Consider the following 15984-nt stretch of genomic DNA (forward strand, 5'->3'; position numbering starts at 1 on the left):
ATAACACTTATATAAGGAGGCTTCACCTAAATGAAACAGAAATTTTGTATATTACTGCTTATGTTCTCCTTGCTGACTATTGTACCAAATTGTGCAATAACAGCCAAAGCATCTAACCTGACAATCGATGTTAAGACTGTAACGCAAAAAGGTAAGAAACCTTATATAGAATATCAAATAAATAGGCCTTCTTTTCACAACTTTTCTGATTCTAAATTTCAAAATAAACTCAATTTATACTACAAAAAATCCACTGACAAATTTAAAAACAAATTAGAAAAAGAAGCAAAAAAATATTATAAAGAGACAGCAGGATCTAGTACACCCTTTCATCCGTACGTAGCAAATGTTGATTATAAAGTCTCTTTAAACAAACCACCTTTTCTTAGCCTATATGTGAATTACTATCAATATACTGGCGGAGCACACGGTCTTTATACGTGGAAGGCAAATACATTTGATTTAAACGAAAAAAAGGTGCTGCACTTAGACGATTTATTTCAACAAAAGGATAAATATAAAGATGTAATCCGTGCAGAGATTGTACGACAAATTAAACAAAATGAAAGCATTTATTTTCCTGATGCAACTGAAAAAGTAATGAGTATGAAAAAATTTCACTTCTTTTTAGAGCCAGACAATCTCGTCATTTATTTCCCTTTATATGAGATTGCTCCCTATTCAAGTGGAATTCCGCAATTTCGTATTCCATATACGTTGCTAAGAGACTATTTAAAGCCTTCTTATCAAAATATTTTGATTGACAACAAGTAAATATTTTCGCTACGATAATGTTAACCTAAAAACAACAGGAGGTTAACATTATGAGAAGATTTCATGTTTTAGATTTAGCATTAGCTGCCATGTTCGTTGCTCTTATGGCCATCGGTGCAAATATTGTATCTTGGGCACCTTTCTTACAAGTAGCAGGCATCCCATTATCTATGCAACCATTTTTCGCAATTTTAGCAGGTCTTCTTCTTGGAAGTAGACTTGGTGCCTTATCCATGACTGTATATATGCTCGTTGGCTTAGCCGGCGCACCAATCTTCGCTAACTTCAAAGCTGGATTTGGAGCACTTTTAGATCCTACTGGTGGTTTTATTATCGCATTTATTATCGTTGCTTACGTATCAGGAAAACTAGTAGAACAAAAAGAAAGACCCACTTTCATTACATTTGCAATTGCCTCTTTCACTGGAATTATTTTAACTTATATAATCGGTACTACTTACATGTACGGAGCAGTCAATCTCTTTATGGGCGGTAATATGAGCTATAAAGCTGCTTGGATGATTATGATGTGGTTTGCAGTAAAAGATATTGCATTTACAATTATCGGTGCTATTATCGCACCTCGCATATACTATGCTGTGCGTCGCTCTGCTTATCAGCATTCTCATTCGACGATTTCATAATAAAAAAAATGAGTTATTTCAGTATACTGAAATAACTCATTTTTTATTTTCGACAATATACGACACATATTAAAAATAAATTTTGTTATGATAGTCCAGAAAATCTTATATTTTGTACATTTAATTAAAACAATGTTCTGGAGGAAAGTCAGTGAAACTATCAAAAAACACACTTATTAAAATAGGTGTAGGCGTACTATCTTTACTTTTCATGCTATGTATATACAGAAGTTATACATTATATGGAAACGGCGAGTTAGGAATGAACTATATGCTTGGAAACGGTATAGCATTCTTCTTGCTATTTCTTACTATAATTAGTTTATGCGCGGCTGTAATCTTTATTATCATCGGATTAATTAAGAAAATACGAAAAGTAGCAGCAAAAAAAGTTTTTATAACATCTATAATACTATTTCTTACATCAGTTATATCAATCCTTATTTTCCTTTTCACCATATCAAAAGTAACGAATATAGAGGAAGAATATCAGGCTATTCAAGTTCAAAAGAAAAAAGAAGCTGATTACTTAAAGGCTGCAGCATCTTTTTATAACACCATAGAAACTTTCGAATACTCTGCATCATATGTATTGTCCGAGTATTCAACTACATGGTCAAACGCAATAAATAACCGAAGTGATTTCAATACTGCTCTTAGATCTAAGAAAAAAGAAATTGATCATATGGTTGTAGCTGTAGATGTATTTTATAACGGCATGGGAAGAGATTTAAGGTTGGTCTCTGAGGCTGCAAAAGAACAGCCAAGTAAGTACAAAGAAACCTATGAAGAATATAAAAAAATGTATGGTATTGTGACTGCACTTAATGAACAATCTCAATCTCCAAGCGGTAGTTTAATTACATTTAATCAAAATGTTAATACATTAATTCAAGAATACAAAAAATCTGCCGGAAATATTAATATCGCTATTTCTAATGAAATTAAATCAAAAGCTAATGAATTGAAGCCGACCGATAAAAACTTAAGTCCTAATTAAAGACACTCTCTCTAGAGTGTCTTTTTTTCATAAAAAGTCCCCTTTAGATTGCACAGTAAATTACATATCTCTACTGTACATCCAAAAGGGACTTTACCTATAAATTAAGACTCTTGATTCGCTTGTTCTTCTAAAATTTTCTTCATCATTGCAACCATGTCATCACGTAATTCTGGGTGTTGCAGGGCCATTTCAATTGTCGTTTGAACGAATCCTAGCTTTTCACCTACGTCGTAGCGCTTTCCTTCGAAATCGTAAGCAAATACACGTTGGATTTCATTTAAGCTTTGGATTGCATCTGTTAATTGAATTTCACCACCAGCACCGACATGTTGCTGTTCTAAGAACATAAAGATTTCAGGCGTTAAAATGTAACGGCCCATAATTGCTAAGTTTGAAGGAGCTGTACCTTGTGCTGGTTTCTCAACGAAATTGCGAACTTGGTAACGACGACCTTCTTGTTCTAATGGATCGATAATTCCATAGCGATGTGTTTCCGACTCTGGAACAGTTTGTACACCAATAACAGAAGAAAGTGTTTTTTCATACTCATCCATTAATTGACGTAAACACGGTTTCTCAGCTTGGACAATATCATCACCTAGTAACACTGCAAACGGCTCATCACCAATGAATTTACGCGCACACCAAACAGCATGTCCTAGTCCCTTCGGCTCTTTTTGACGGATATAATGAATATCTACCATTTTTGAAGAAGCTTGTACTTTTTCAAGCAACTCATATTTTTTCTTCTCTAATAAGTTTTGTTCTAGTTCAAATGCATTATCAAAATGATCTTCAATAGAACGCTTTGTTTTACCAGTAACGATAATAATATCTTCGATACCCGATTTCACTGCTTCTTCTACAATGTATTGGATCGTTGGTTTATCTACTATCGGTAACATTTCTTTCGGCATTGCTTTCGTTGCTGGTAAAAAACGTGTTCCTAATCCAGCTGCTGGGATTATCGCTTTTCTTACTTTTTTCATCACAAAATACCCTCTCTCCTGTCGGAATCAATAGCAATCATTTCCTACATAAAACAAAAGGGAGATTTCGCTCCCTTTTGTTCCTTACTACTTAAAATTACTTTGTATTATAAACGATTCATAATGTCTTCTTTAATAGTAAGTAACTTTTGTTCACTATTTTGTAAAGAACTATCTTTTACACCAAAGTAAAACTTAATCTTCGGCTCAGTTCCAGATGGACGTAGGCAGAACCATGAACCATCCTCTAATTGATATTTTAACACATTTGATTTCGGTAAGTGAATCTCTTCTTTATGTCCATCTTGTAAAGATGTAACGATGCTTGCTTTATAGTCTTCCACTGCTACGACTGTTAAGCCTGCTACTTCTTTCGGCGGATTCTCACGAAACGTTGCCATCATCTCTTGGATTTTTTCCGCTCCATCTTTTCCTTTTAACGTTAACGATACAAGGTCTTCACGGAAGAAACCGTACTTCTCAAATACTTCTAATAGACCGTCATATAACGTTTTCCCTTGTGATTTGTAGTATGCAGCTACTTCACATGCAAATAGGACAGATTGTACTGCATCTTTATCACGGCAGAATGGGCGGATTAAATAACCATAGCTTTCCTCATAACCGAATTGGAATTCATATTGTCCGCTTTCTTCATACTGCCTAATTTTCTCACCGATAAATTTAAATCCAGTTAACGTATCAACTGTATCTAAACCGTATGCTTTCGCAATTGTACGGCCAATCTCAGACGTTACGATTGTTTTTAATACGACACCGTTCTCCGGAAGCGTTCCGTTTTCTTTCTTTTGAGATAGTAAGTAATCAAGCATTAATGCACCTGTTTGGTTTCCTGTTAATACTTGGAACTCACCATTATGATTACGCACTGCTACACCAAGGCGGTCTGCGTCAGGATCAGTTGCGATTAATACATCTGCGCCTACCTTTTCACCATCACGAATGGCATACTCAAACGCTGCGTGCTCTTCTGGGTTCGGTGATTTTACTGTAGAGAAGTTTGGATCTGGTAACTCTTGCTCTTTTACAACTGTTACATCTGTAAATCCAACTTCTTTTAAACCACGGCGTACAGAAATATTTGATGTTCCGTGCAATGGTGTAAAGACGATTTTTAAGTCTTTGCCGACCTTTTGCACCATTTCTTTATTAATGATGACATTGTTCAATTCTGCAGCATATGCATCATCTACTTCTTGTCCAATAATATGTAATAAACCGTCAGCTTTTAATTGCTCTACATCAGCGACTTCAACTGTTAATTCATCTTCTACTGCATTTACGTAGCTAATTAACTCATCTGCTTCTTTTGGAGGTAACTGTCCACCATCTTCACCGTATACTTTGTATCCGTTATATTCAGGTGGATTATGGCTTGCCGTAAGAACGATTCCACTTACTGTATGTAAATGACGAACTGCGAAAGAAAGTACTGGCGTTGGACGTAAGCTTTCAAACACATATGTTGTGATACCGCGTGCCCCAAGTGTAGCAGCAACTTCCATTGCGAACTCAGGTGATTTATGACGAGAATCATAGGCTACAACAACACCGCGTTTTTTCGCTTCCTCACCTAATTTTTCAATAAAGCTTGCTAATCCTTTTGTTGCTTTACGAACTGTATATACGTTTAAACGGTTCGTACCAGCACCAAGTTCACCACGCATACCACCTGTGCCAAACTCTAGATTTTTATAAAAGCTATCCTCGATTTTCTTCTCATCTTGCTTCATATTTTCTAGCTGTTCTTTTAATTCTGCATCTAATTGTGCGTAAGAAAGCCAGCGACTAAATTCTTGTTTCCAATTCATTCTTCTCTCTCCTCTCGCTCGTCATACCTTTATTATATGAAAAAAACATGCTGTATCTCAATATTTTATAAAATCTAGCAGGATTTTACTAGGAATATTTGTATACACTATTGTTAAATACTCCACTAAAGGGAATGAGGATTATGCACGAATGGGGCTTGTCAGAAGAGCTCAAAATACAAACAAAGCAAATGATTGAAATTGCTGAAAAAGAACTATCGATTATGAGGAACGCAATCGATAAAGAAGACGAATGTATTTTATGCAAAATGGAAGATATTCATCATATGTTAGCAAATGTACAAACATTGGCAGCTACATACTATATTCAGGCATATTTATCACCTTATACGGAAAGTTCATCTTTTATTACGACAGCTATCCAACACTTAAGCGCCAGAAAACATGGTGCTCTTATCGTTGTGGAAAGAAACGAGATGCTTGAAGCTCTCATTCAAACTGGAACGACATTAAACGCTCATTTAACTGCACCATTACTCGAATCAATATTTTATCCAGGTAACCCTCTTCATGACGGTGCCGTTCTCGTAAAAAATAATCATATTGTCTCAGCTGCTAATATTCTTCCTTTAACGAAAAGTACAGAAGTTGATCCTGAGCTAGGAACACGTCACAGAGCTGCAATTGGCTTATCAGAAAAGAGTGATGCACTTATATTAGTTGTCTCTGAAGAAACGGGCCGTACTTCTTTTGCTTTAAACGGGATTTTGTATACGATTTCTTTATAAACACTTTTTATCACTTTTTTGAACAGCACGGTAGTAAATGAAGTTATATCGAATTACCACCAAATACACCTACCATATCAATAGAAAAAGCTGTCTCCAAAATTTGAGACAGCTTCTTCTTCAAAAAATTATTCTTCTACAAAATGCTCGAAAAGTATACGAATTACCTATACCATTGCTCGAGCTGACCATAAATTATTTGCTCACAGGGATGTCTAAGTACACTTACTACTCTTTTTGTACTCAAAACATGTTTAGACCTCTTTCATAACAACTATATGTTTTCTAAAATGCTTCACTTCTAGCTATTATTTTTTATCTATTTTTAAGAAATAGTAAAAAAGGGTACTTTAGAAATCCTATATAAAGTACCCTTTTATTAAAAATCTATTTTATTATAAAGAATAATTGGAGACTGCAAAATGATAAAAATATAGCATACTTTCAAAATTATTTATAATTATTAATATTAATATTAAACATAAAGCAACTACTTTTACACGTCTCATCACTTTAAAACCATATGCCAATAATAACGGTATTGTAAACAGCATATGTGCGCCATAAATAAATGCTTCAGATGCCCCAAAACCAATAATTCCATGTAAAACAATATTAAATAGTAAACAGAAACTTAAAAACCTTACGAAAGGCTCTTTTCTAAAGTTTTTCCATACAGCTACTATTATAAAAGCATACACAGATACAATCACAATCCACCCGATCATAGTATGCGATGGAAGTATATTTAATTGTGCGAATTGCTCACCTTGTCTTAAAGTAACTTCCGAGAATGGTCCAAAGATGAATGAAGATCCTAATAATAGATGAAATACTAATATACCTGATGGCTTAACGTATTCTGGTGAAAAACTCTGTCCTTGCGCAGCAAAGTCCATACTACCCTTTAATCCTTCGATAAGAACGACATTATTTGCGTTCATTGCTAATACAAACAGGACCACGACAATAACAATCGAAATACCAGTCCAAATAATTTTTTTCCGTAGTTTCTTATAACTCATCAGACTACCTAAAAACCACATAAACGAATTGGTTAATGTAACCCCTGTTATTACTATTGCCAACAATACATTCGCAATACTAAATCCTATTTTCGCTTCTTTTTCCCCTGTAATAAATGGATAGCATACAAAGCACATAAGTACCAATGTGAAATTTGCATAGCTAAAAGATTCTGGTGTCCACGTAATAACTAACATTGTAGCTGAAAATCCATACATGACCGCTAGTAAAAAAGAAACAATCGTATTCTTACAAATTTTACAGCATAATGTATAAATCATCACTACACTGAACGCGCTTAAAAACGTTTGAATGAATATAATACCATGTACAATATTCCCTACTTTTACTGTCTCCAGCATCCACATGAATTGTTGAATAAAATAATAAAGGAATGGATGTCGGAACCAGGTCGCCGCTGCTACATCTACTTTTTCAAGGAAAAAGGAGATGATATAATATCCTTGATCAAAAGAAAAATAGGTATCAACCACCCACGCTTCAATAAAAAGCTTAGAGTGAGTATCCATTTTCCAACCGATAAAAAAATAAAATGACCAATAAAAAATGAAAAGGACAAGGGCTAATATCCCCTTTCCTTTATAATCATTCCAAATATTCAATACTTCTTCTCCTCTCTACGGTAGAAATAACATAATTAGATGTGCCACGTATCCAATAACTGTTCCTAACACAAGCCCACCAAAAATCTCATGCCAATGATGTCCTTGACGCTCTCTTAATTTTTCTTCTTCCGAACTTATATGTTTATTCAACATTCTTGCATGTTTACCAACTGTACGGCGAAGTCCTGTGGCATCAATGATAACAATTGTTAAAATTGCCATCCCGATTCCAAACATCGGTGTATTAAATCCTTCATGAAACCCTATTGTCATGACCATACTTGATAAAATCGTTGTATGCGTGCTAGGAAATCCACCATTTCCAACTAAACGAAAAGCATCTTTTCCAGAACGAAGATAATTCACTAAAAATTTCAATACTCCCGAAGCTACCCAAGCTATAAATGGAAGTATACAATATAAATATGTTCCCATTGCTTTACCTCCTATGATTTTGCAATAAATAAAATGCCAGCTACTATACATACCATTCCAGCAATTTTCATGAAATTGATTGTTTCACCAAATAATAATGCTGACGCAATAATAACAAATACATATCCGAAACTCACCATTGGGTATGCATAACTTAAATCAACCTTTCTCAGCACAATCATCCATAATAATGCACTTAAACCGTAAAAAGCTAGTCCGAAAAAGTTCGGTACGTTAATGAAATTCATAATACCTACAGCCGCTGAACTTTGTGATTTCATTGCGCCAAACTTTAATAAAATTTGCCCTACAACTCCCATACCAACTGATAAAATAATCATTAAAAATTGTTGCATCTCTATACTCCTTAACCGTTTATATTCAAAAAATATTTTATTCCAAATAAAAAACGTTTAAGACACTCCTCTTAAACGTTTTAACAAACCCGAATAGAGTAATTAAAAGTTCAATAGTATAATAATAACTGTTATCGCATATAACAACACTGTTATTAAAATATGCTGATCCTCTAATAAAACTTTATCTGGTTCTCCACCTTTATCTTCCATGTGAACTAAATATAAATAACGAAAAATCCCGTAAATTACAAATGGGATTGTCCACATTAAATAGATACTTTTCCCTGCATTAAAAGTAAAGATAGCATAAGTTACAATAGTTGCCGATGTAACAATTGTACTTAATTGGTCTAACAAAGCAGGAGAATAACTTTCTAATACTTTTCTATGAGAACCTTTATTATTCTGTAACAATACTAATTCATGTCTTCTTTTATTAATAGCCAAGAATAGTGACAGTAATAATGTACATAATAAAAACCACGGTGTAAATGGCACTTGAATAACTAATCCACCGGCCAATGCTCGTAAAACAAATCCAGCTGCAATAATTAAAATATCAATGATTACAACGTGCTTTAAACGAATTGAATACGCTACATTTAAAATAAAATAGGCTGCTAATACTAAGCACAATAACGGATTTAATATGTATGAAACTACTAAAGACGCTACTAAAATAACACAACCTGCCGTAATAGCAAAGTACGGATTTAATGCCCCCGATGCCATCGGTCGATATCGCTTAACAGGGTGTTGTCGATCTGCCTCAATATCCATAAAATCATTTAAAATATAGACACAGCCAGATATTGCACAAAATAGCGCAAAACAAATTGCAGCTTGTGCCACCATAGTTAAAGATACTTGTTTTATTGAAAAGACTAACGCTGCAAATACAAGCAAGTTTTTAGTCCACTGTTTCGGGCGTAACTGTTTAAAAAACAATACAACTATATTTTGTTGAGATAAAGTCCCTTCCCTCATAATAATAAGAGTGCTTCTATTTTTGTCACTCTCTTCTTTCCCTCCCTATTCAATTGTTATTTACTTCTAATACAGGGAAAATTATATCACATAAGTATAACATTGAAAATCAACTATTAAATACCAATAAAAAAGGCTGTCTCAAAAATTTGAGACAGCCTTTTCTTCAAAAAATCATTCTTCTCCAAAACGCTCCACAAGTGTTGCAAGTGTACGTACCATTGCACCAGTTGCTCCAGCTGGACCTAAGTCGTGCGCGCCTTTTGTTTCTGATGTTCCAGCGATATCTAAGTGTACCCACGGTGTATCTTCAGCGAATTCGCCTAAGAATGTACCTGCCATAACCGCATGTCCTTCACGGCCTGGTGAGTTATTTAAATCAGCAAACTTACTGTTTCGAACGCGTTCTTTATCACGATCAAAAATCGGTAGTTGCCAAATTGGCTCATCTGTTTCCATAGAAGCCTCTAGCACTTGCTCAAATAACTCTTCATTATTTGTCATTGCGCCTGTCGTATAGTTTCCAAGTGCAACAATTACACCGCCTGTTAATGTTGCAACATCAACAAGGTAGTTTGCACCAAGTTTTTTCGCATACGTAATACCGTCAGCTAAAGCTAGACGACCTTCTGCATCCGTATTTAATACTTCAATTGTTTTTCCGCTCATAGATGTAATTACATCGTCTGGCTTAAATGCCGTACCACTTACAACGTTATCAGTTGAAGGAATAACAGCGATCACATTTTGTTCTGGGCGAAGTTCACCGATAATTTCCATCGCACCTAATACAGCAGCTGCACCACCCATATCACCTTTCATACCGACCATGCCTTCACGTGGTTTTAAAGAATAACCACCTGTATCGTATGTAATACCTTTTCCAACGAATCCAATGACATCTGTCCACTCTTCTTTTCCTTTATAAATAAGAGCAATCATTTTTGGTGGCTCTACACTACCTTGGTTTACTGCAAGTAACGCACCCATACCAAGATCTTCCATCTCTTCTTTCTCAAGAACTTTATAGTCCATATCATACTTCTCCGCTAATTCAACAGCATACTCAGCAAGCTTTGTCGCTGTTAATACGTTTGGCGGCATATTTACAAGTGTACGAGCTGAATTTGTTGCACGTCCATGTACGTAGCCAACTGTTAATGCGGCTTCAATTTCTTGTGCATCTTCCGCTGTAATAGCCGTGAACTTCTCTAACTCTACACGATCCTTTTTATCTGATTTATACGTTTGTAATTCATATGTACCAAGGCCTTGTACCTCTGCTGCAATATGAGCAACATCAATCGCGTCTAATTTCTCTGTTACGAAAGAATCAAGTAAGATTGCTGCATCTTGTACTTTTGCTGCTTGCAGTGTTTTAAATGCCTTACCAAGAGCCGCACGTAACGTTTCTGTCGTGTAAGACTCTTTCTTGCCTAAACCAACAAAGTAATAACGTTTCACATTTGTTTTTCCTAAGCTATGCACTTTCGAAATGGCCTTTTTCTTCGTAGATAATTCTTTCTCTTCTAGTAAAACTTGTAATTGTCCTTCAAACGCTTTGTCCAGTTCTTGTACAAAACTACTCATTTTCTCTTCTTCAAATAAAGCAACAATTACTGCTTCATGACCTGCTAATTCTTTTTGTACTTGAAACATGTTCAGACCCCCTAAATTTCTCTACCACCATTATAACTTTATTTTCGATAAAATGCGACAATTCTAACTACAGTTATATGACGTGTAAAATCCCCTCTATTATGAAATAAGCCAAGAAAAAAAGTCTAGCGTAATTACGACTAGACTATCTTTGTTTTAAATATTGACCACGAAACACTTGCATCGTTTCGTCTTGATTTAACATCGTTAACTCTTCTTCTGTAAACTTACCATTTCCTACTTTTACTACGTACACATTTACTTTTTTCTTACCCCATTGGCTATAAACATCTTTCACCGTATCATAATATAGATCAAGACGGTTTCCTTTTATTGCACCGCCCTTATCAGCTACTACACCATATCCATAACCTGGTACGAATAGAATCGTTCCAATCGGAAATACGCGTAAGTCCGCAGCGATTGTGGAATATAAATCCCTTTTCACTTTAACACCTGAATATGTAATACCATACTCTGGATGCCCTGGCCTCTTACCAGTTGACTCAATCCCCGATGTATAACCTGTTGCAGTCATTTCAATTGAACGATATTTAGACCAGTCGTTTGCCTGCTCTAAAGCATTTATCACTTCTTTACTCGGAGCAACATTTCTCTTAACTTCTGCTGCATGTACTTCTTTTGCACTCGTTCCCTCATACTTCTTTACAATCTCTAATAAAGAAACTCCTGTGAAAGCATTCCATGTTACGCATAATGCAATTGCAAGTAAACAAGTCATCATAATGCGAATACAATATCGTTTTAACATTTTTATATTCCACACTCCTTCATCGTTAATCATTCCCTATATCATGAAGGAATATGCAAAAAAATAATCTCCAACTTAATTGGAGATTAAAACATTTGATATCCGCTTTTCCGAAGTTTCTTGATTACGACTCCTGCTAAAGCAGCCCCTACTAATCCAGTAGATAGAATAAATACGTCTGCTTGTCCTAAGTGCGATACACTTGTCCCAAATGAAGAAAATGTTTCTTTCGGTTTTGAAAAATAATCCCACATACTCGCTTTATTAATAATGAGCATACAAACAATCGGATACACAATAACCATTACCCAAGTAGCTCGCAAAATCATGTTGAGTAAAAATCCAATTCCAAAGAACAAAATAAAGAATAACATCATTGAAATAAGTAGTACCGGTATACTCACTCTTTTCCCCTCTCCTTCGCACGTGCCGTAAATACGTGATAAGCTGTATAACCAAATGGTTCGCCTGGATTTAATGTTTTGTCCACTTCAAGATGTAGTTCTGATCTTCCTTCTAACAAATATTTAATAAGCACAGACGTATTCGGATCGTCTACAATCTTATCCGGATGTAAGAACGCCACTTCAGACAATTCTTTCTCCTGTATAATAATATTTTCTCCTTCAGGCTCCAAAAGAAAAATAATCATATTATCACTAATCTCATTACGAATAACACCCGATCGAACACCAATGATCCCCTTCACATGAGCGACAATGCCTGTCTCTTCTAACACTTCGCGTTTCACAGCTTCATCAACCGTCTCACCTTCATTTACAAAACCAGCCGGTAAAGACCATTTCCCTTTTAATCCACTGTATTTCTTCTTAACAAATAGCCACCTACCATCTTTTGTAGCTACTAAACCACTAACAGCTAGCCATACCTTCCCTCGTTTCTCCATGATGTAATAACCTCCTCTTTCAGAACGGACAGAATATTCTTTCTTTTTATATTATACTATATTTTTAATATGAAAAAAGCAGAAACAGCTCTTAGCCGTTTCTGCTTTTTCTACTATATATTAAAAGAACTTTAATTTACCTTTTTTAAGAACTAATAAAGGTCCACCTAATAAGAATAGGTAACGGTTATCGATTACTTTCTTCATGAAGGAAGCTTTCCAACCTGTTAACTTTTTACCCATAACAACGCCCATTGCATCGTCATGACCTAAAGAACATACAGATCCTTTATTATCAAATGCGAATTTTTTCATTTCACCTTTACCACGAACTAATACAGTTAAGTTGTGTGCAATATTGTAACCTTGTTGAATTGCGATTTGTGCTGTTGGTGGGTATGGACGGTTAATTTCTTCATTAATGATTAACGCTGCGTCACCAACCATGAATACATCTTCGTATCCTGGAGCATGCATGTACTCATCAACTTTTACACGTCCGCGCATTGCTTCAAATCCAGACTCTTCCACAATACCGTTACCACGAACACCTGCAGCCCAAACTACTGTTTCAGACTTAATTAATTCAGTGTCATCGCCATTCGCAACGATAATACCTTCTTCAGTTGCTTCTTTAATTGCTGTACCGATGCGGAATTCTACACCTTTTTTCTCAAGTTGTTTTACAGCGTATTCTACTAACGCTGGATCGAAACCTGGAAGTGCTGTTGGAGCAGCTTCTACACAGATGATACGTGCTTTTTCACGTGGTACATTGTACTCTTTGCAAAGTTCAGGAACACGGTTTGCAAGCTCACCTACGTACTCGATACCAGTAAATCCAGCACCACCAACAACGATTGTTACTAACTCATCGCGTTGTTCAGTTGCATATTTAGAGAAACTAGCTTCCATATGCTCACGAATTTCACGAGTTGCATTAATGTTAGCGATTGAGAATGCATGCTCTTTTAATCCTGTAATTCCGAATGTTTCTGATTCGAAACCAAGACCAATTACTAAGTAGTCATACTCTAACTCGCCGTCTTTTAAGATAATGCGTTTTTCAGCAGCTTTAATTTCTACTACTGTGTCTTGTACAAAGTTTACTTTATTTGTATCAATAACGTCTTGAATATCTAGACAGATTTTTTCATCTTGTAATGTACCAGCTGCGCTCTCGTGTAACCAAGTCGCTTGGTAGTGATAGCTGTTGTTGTTTACTAGCGTAATTTCAGCTTCATTTACAGATAATGCTTTTTGCAGACGAACAGTCGTAATCATCCCGCCATAACCTGCACCTAAAACTACGATTTTTGGAGTCTTCACCAAATCACAACCCTTTTCTTTATATAATAGTAATGAGAAATAATACCAAGTACTAAAAACTCTATTTGTCAAGAATGTGGAATTTATCACATTCTATATCATAACAAAACGCAGTCAAAAAATCGTACGAATTTTGTCATAGAAATTTAACATAATACTTCCCTATATTAGTCGGTTTTATTCCAGAATTCAAGCGTCTGGAGAATTATCAATATTTTAAAATAACATAGCGTTTTCAAGGGTTTTTTAGACTTTTTTTCATGTATTTTCCTTTCTGTATATTTTATACAATAAAAAAGAACCTATGCGAAAACTTACACACAATTCAGTCGTTTTCAGAAGTATTATGAACTCAAATATGCTATCATTTATTTGAAAGTGTCATCATTTGCAGGATTTTCGTGTACATATGAACAATATATGAAATCAATATCAAAATTCCATCTATAGGGGGAATGAAAGTGGCAGAAAATCAAAAAGTTTACGACATAACAATTATTGGTGGTGGTCCAACAGGGCTGTTCACAGCATTTTATGGCGGTATGAGACAAGCAAGTGTAAAAATCATTGAAAGCTTACCTCAACTTGGAGGACAATTATCCGCACTCTACCCTGAAAAATACATTTATGATGTAGCTGGATTCCCAAAAGTGCGCGCACAAGAATTAGTTGATAACTTAAAAGAGCAAATGAAGAAATTTGACCCAACCGTTTGTTTAGAAGAAGCTGTCGATACGCTTGAAAAACAAGCTGACGGTATATTTAAACTTGTTACGAATAAGCAAACTCACTATTCTAAATCAGTTATTATTACTGCTGGCAATGGTGCTTTCCAACCACGCCGCTTAGAATTAGAAGGTACAGCAAAGTATGAAAAGAAAAACTTACATTATTTCGTTGATGATATGAATAAATTTGCCGGTAAGCGCGTCGTAGTATTTGGCGGCGGCGATTCAGCTGTTGATTGGACAATGATGTTAGAACCGATCGCTGAAAAAGTTACAATCGTTCATCGCCGCGATAAATTCCGTGCGCATGAACATAGCGTCGAAAACTTAATGAATTCTCGTGCAGAAGTAAGTACACCGTATGTTCCAGTTGAACTCATTGGTGATGACAAAATTGAACAAGTCGTTCTTCAGCACGTAAAAACTGAAGAAAAAGTTATCATCGATGTTGATGACGTAATTATAAACTATGGCTTCGTTTCTTCTCTTGGCCCAATTAAAAACTGGGGCTTAGATATACAAAAAAACAGCATCCTTGTAAATTCAAAAATGGAAACAAATATTCCTGGCATTTACGCTGCTGGTGACATTTGTACATATGAAGGAAAAGTAAAACTCATTGCTTGCGGCTTCGGTGAAGCACCAACAGCAGTAAACAATGCAAAAGCTTACTTCGATCCAAATGCAAAACTTCAACCAATGCATAGCTCAAGCATGTTTTAATATGTAAAAATAAAAGCTCCTTCCATACGTGGAAGGAGCTTTTATTTTATATACCACGAAAGCACACTGAATTCGATAAACTATCGAACTCAGTGTGCTTTTCGTCTGAAAAAATTATTGTTTTCTTCTTCTACCTAATACGAATAATACTCCGCCAACTAAGAATGAAATTCCAGCACCAACTGACATCATCCATGGAGACGCTGCCCCTGTTTTCGGTAATTCTCTTTCTGTTTTTACTTGCGGCTCTTTAATTAATTTTTCCAATTTTACTTCCGGTTTCACTTCTGGCTCCTTCGGTTCTTTCGGATCTTCTGGTTTCACTTCTGGTTCCTTCGGTTCTTTCGGATCTTCCGGTTTCACTTCTGGTTCCTTCGGTTCTTTCGGATCTTCCGGTTTCACTTCTGGCTCCTTCGGTTCTTTCGGATCTTCCGGTTTCACT

17 protein-coding genes are annotated in these 15984 nt (G+C 35.6%); 5 read left to right on the plus strand and 12 right to left on the minus strand.

The annotated features are described in order from the left end of the window. Nucleotides 1–30 precede the first annotated feature (30 nt). The 3 genes from ACTFR3_RS29045 (at nucleotide 31) to ACTFR3_RS29055 (ending at nucleotide 2418) form a co-directional block, all read left to right on the plus strand. The gene (locus tag ACTFR3_RS29045) at nucleotides 31–774 is read left to right on the plus strand and encodes a DUF3298 and DUF4163 domain-containing protein (RefSeq protein ID WP_000810326.1); all 744 of its coding nucleotides are present in this window, start codon (nucleotides 31–33) and stop codon (nucleotides 772–774) included. A 50-nt stretch (nucleotides 775–824) separates the two neighbouring features. Further along, the gene (locus tag ACTFR3_RS29050; RefSeq protein WP_001252150.1) at nucleotides 825–1418 is read left to right on the plus strand and encodes a biotin transporter BioY; all 594 of its coding nucleotides are present in this window, start codon (nucleotides 825–827) and stop codon (nucleotides 1416–1418) included. A gap of 151 nt (nucleotides 1419–1569) precedes the next feature. After that, nucleotides 1570–2418 (plus strand): hypothetical protein, encoded by an 849-nt coding sequence (locus ACTFR3_RS29055; RefSeq protein WP_440045112.1) that lies wholly within the window; start codon nucleotides 1570–1572, stop codon nucleotides 2416–2418. A gap of 104 nt (nucleotides 2419–2522) precedes the next feature. Here the strand turns inward: ACTFR3_RS29055 and galU are convergent, their stop codons facing one another. Together galU and ACTFR3_RS29065 are read right to left on the minus strand one after the other, a co-directional pair. Then, the gene (gene galU, locus ACTFR3_RS29060) at nucleotides 2523–3410 is read right to left on the minus strand and encodes a UTP--glucose-1-phosphate uridylyltransferase GalU (RefSeq protein ID WP_002097988.1); all 888 of its coding nucleotides are present in this window, start codon (nucleotides 3408–3410) and stop codon (nucleotides 2523–2525) included. A gap of 107 nt (nucleotides 3411–3517) precedes the next feature. Further along, nucleotides 3518–5242 carry a phospho-sugar mutase gene (locus tag ACTFR3_RS29065; protein WP_001104221.1) on the minus strand — a complete coding sequence of 575 codons (1725 nt, stop codon included), beginning with the start codon at nucleotides 5240–5242 and terminating at the stop codon, nucleotides 3518–3520. A gap of 143 nt (nucleotides 5243–5385) precedes the next feature. Here ACTFR3_RS29065 and cdaS point away from each other — a divergent pair, with 143 nt between their 5' ends. Beyond that, on the plus strand, nucleotides 5386–5991 hold the full coding sequence (gene cdaS, locus ACTFR3_RS29070) for a sporulation-specific diadenylate cyclase CdaS (protein ID WP_440045113.1): 606 nt from the start codon (nucleotides 5386–5388) through the stop codon (nucleotides 5989–5991). A gap of 395 nt (nucleotides 5992–6386) precedes the next feature. Here cdaS and ACTFR3_RS29075 read toward each other — a convergent pair whose 3' ends face one another. From ACTFR3_RS29075 to ACTFR3_RS29115, 9 genes are all read right to left on the minus strand, one after another. After that, nucleotides 6387–7640 (minus strand): DUF6080 domain-containing protein, encoded by a 1254-nt coding sequence (locus ACTFR3_RS29075; RefSeq protein ID WP_065212301.1) that lies wholly within the window; start codon nucleotides 7638–7640, stop codon nucleotides 6387–6389. Nucleotides 7641–7655: 15 nt separating this feature from the next. Next, on the minus strand, nucleotides 7656–8078 hold the full coding sequence (locus ACTFR3_RS29080) for a divergent PAP2 family protein (protein ID WP_000537660.1): 423 nt from the start codon (nucleotides 8076–8078) through the stop codon (nucleotides 7656–7658). An 11-nt stretch (nucleotides 8079–8089) separates the two neighbouring features. Continuing rightward, on the minus strand, nucleotides 8090–8434 hold the full coding sequence (locus ACTFR3_RS29085; protein WP_001183889.1) for an EamA family transporter: 345 nt from the start codon (nucleotides 8432–8434) through the stop codon (nucleotides 8090–8092). 102 nt (nucleotides 8435–8536) lie between these two features. Further along, a complete protein-coding gene (locus ACTFR3_RS29090; RefSeq protein ID WP_016123674.1) occupies nucleotides 8537–9424 on the minus strand; it encodes a decaprenyl-phosphate phosphoribosyltransferase in 888 nt (295 codons plus the stop codon). A gap of 174 nt (nucleotides 9425–9598) precedes the next feature. Continuing rightward, on the minus strand, nucleotides 9599–11083 hold the full coding sequence (gene pepA, locus ACTFR3_RS29095) for a cytosol aminopeptidase (protein WP_000487944.1): 1485 nt from the start codon (nucleotides 11081–11083) through the stop codon (nucleotides 9599–9601). Between the two features lie 145 nt (nucleotides 11084–11228). Further along, nucleotides 11229–11855, minus strand: a complete 627-nt coding sequence (locus ACTFR3_RS29100) for a 3D domain-containing protein (RefSeq protein WP_000920103.1) — start codon at nucleotides 11853–11855, stop codon at nucleotides 11229–11231. An 86-nt stretch (nucleotides 11856–11941) separates the two neighbouring features. Beyond that, nucleotides 11942–12259, minus strand: a complete 318-nt coding sequence (locus ACTFR3_RS29105; protein WP_000027016.1) for a YuiB family protein — start codon at nucleotides 12257–12259, stop codon at nucleotides 11942–11944. Then, nucleotides 12256–12762, minus strand: a complete 507-nt coding sequence (locus tag ACTFR3_RS29110; protein WP_000415315.1) for an NUDIX hydrolase — start codon at nucleotides 12760–12762, stop codon at nucleotides 12256–12258. The genes ACTFR3_RS29105 and ACTFR3_RS29110 overlap by 4 nt, the downstream gene beginning before the upstream one ends. 120 nt (nucleotides 12763–12882) lie before the next feature. Next, nucleotides 12883–14091 carry an NAD(P)/FAD-dependent oxidoreductase gene (locus ACTFR3_RS29115; RefSeq protein WP_000856612.1) on the minus strand — a complete coding sequence of 403 codons (1209 nt, stop codon included), beginning with the start codon at nucleotides 14089–14091 and terminating at the stop codon, nucleotides 12883–12885. Between the two features lie 461 nt (nucleotides 14092–14552). Between ACTFR3_RS29115 and ACTFR3_RS29120 the strand changes: the two genes are divergently transcribed. Next, entirely contained in the window at nucleotides 14553–15542 is a 990-nt protein-coding gene (locus ACTFR3_RS29120; RefSeq protein ID WP_000829784.1) for an NAD(P)/FAD-dependent oxidoreductase, read from the plus strand. 114 nt (nucleotides 15543–15656) lie between these two features. On the opposite strand, the gene ACTFR3_RS29125 is transcribed toward ACTFR3_RS29120, so the two are convergent. Then, a partial coding sequence (locus ACTFR3_RS29125; protein WP_440045114.1) for an LPXTG cell wall anchor domain-containing protein occupies nucleotides 15657–15984 on the minus strand: 328 nt, incomplete at its 5' end.

It is taken from the genome of Bacillus cereus group sp. MYBK14-1 (assembly GCF_051916885.1).
In the GTDB taxonomy this organism is placed as follows: Bacteria; Bacillota; Bacilli; order Bacillales; family Bacillaceae_G; genus Bacillus_A; species Bacillus_A cereus.

Bases quoted from the DNA above. Each gene is read 5' to 3' on its own strand.
- ACTFR3_RS29045 (WP_000810326.1), top strand. From the start codon at position 31: ATGAAACAGAAATTTTGTATATTACTGCTTATGTTCTCCTTGCTGACT.
- ACTFR3_RS29050 (WP_001252150.1), top strand. From the start codon at position 825: ATGAGAAGATTTCATGTTTTAGATTTAGCATTAGCTGCCATGTTCGTT.
- galU (WP_002097988.1), bottom strand. From the start codon at position 3,410: ATGAAAAAAGTAAGAAAAGCGATAATCCCAGCAGCTGGATTAGGAACA.
- ACTFR3_RS29065 (WP_001104221.1), bottom strand. From the start codon at position 5,242: ATGAATTGGAAACAAGAATTTAGTCGCTGGCTTTCTTACGCACAATTA.
- cdaS (WP_440045113.1), top strand. From the start codon at position 5,386: ATGCACGAATGGGGCTTGTCAGAAGAGCTCAAAATACAAACAAAGCAA.
- ACTFR3_RS29080 (WP_000537660.1), bottom strand. From the start codon at position 8,078: ATGGGAACATATTTATATTGTATACTTCCATTTATAGCTTGGGTAGCT.
- ACTFR3_RS29085 (WP_001183889.1), bottom strand. From the start codon at position 8,434: ATGCAACAATTTTTAATGATTATTTTATCAGTTGGTATGGGAGTTGTA.
- ACTFR3_RS29090 (WP_016123674.1), bottom strand. From the start codon at position 9,424: ATGAGGGAAGGGACTTTATCTCAACAAAATATAGTTGTATTGTTTTTT.
- pepA (WP_000487944.1), bottom strand. From the start codon at position 11,083: ATGTTTCAAGTACAAAAAGAATTAGCAGGTCATGAAGCAGTAATTGTT.
- ACTFR3_RS29100 (WP_000920103.1), bottom strand. From the start codon at position 11,855: ATGTTAAAACGATATTGTATTCGCATTATGATGACTTGTTTACTTGCA.
- ACTFR3_RS29110 (WP_000415315.1), bottom strand. From the start codon at position 12,762: ATGGAGAAACGAGGGAAGGTATGGCTAGCTGTTAGTGGTTTAGTAGCT.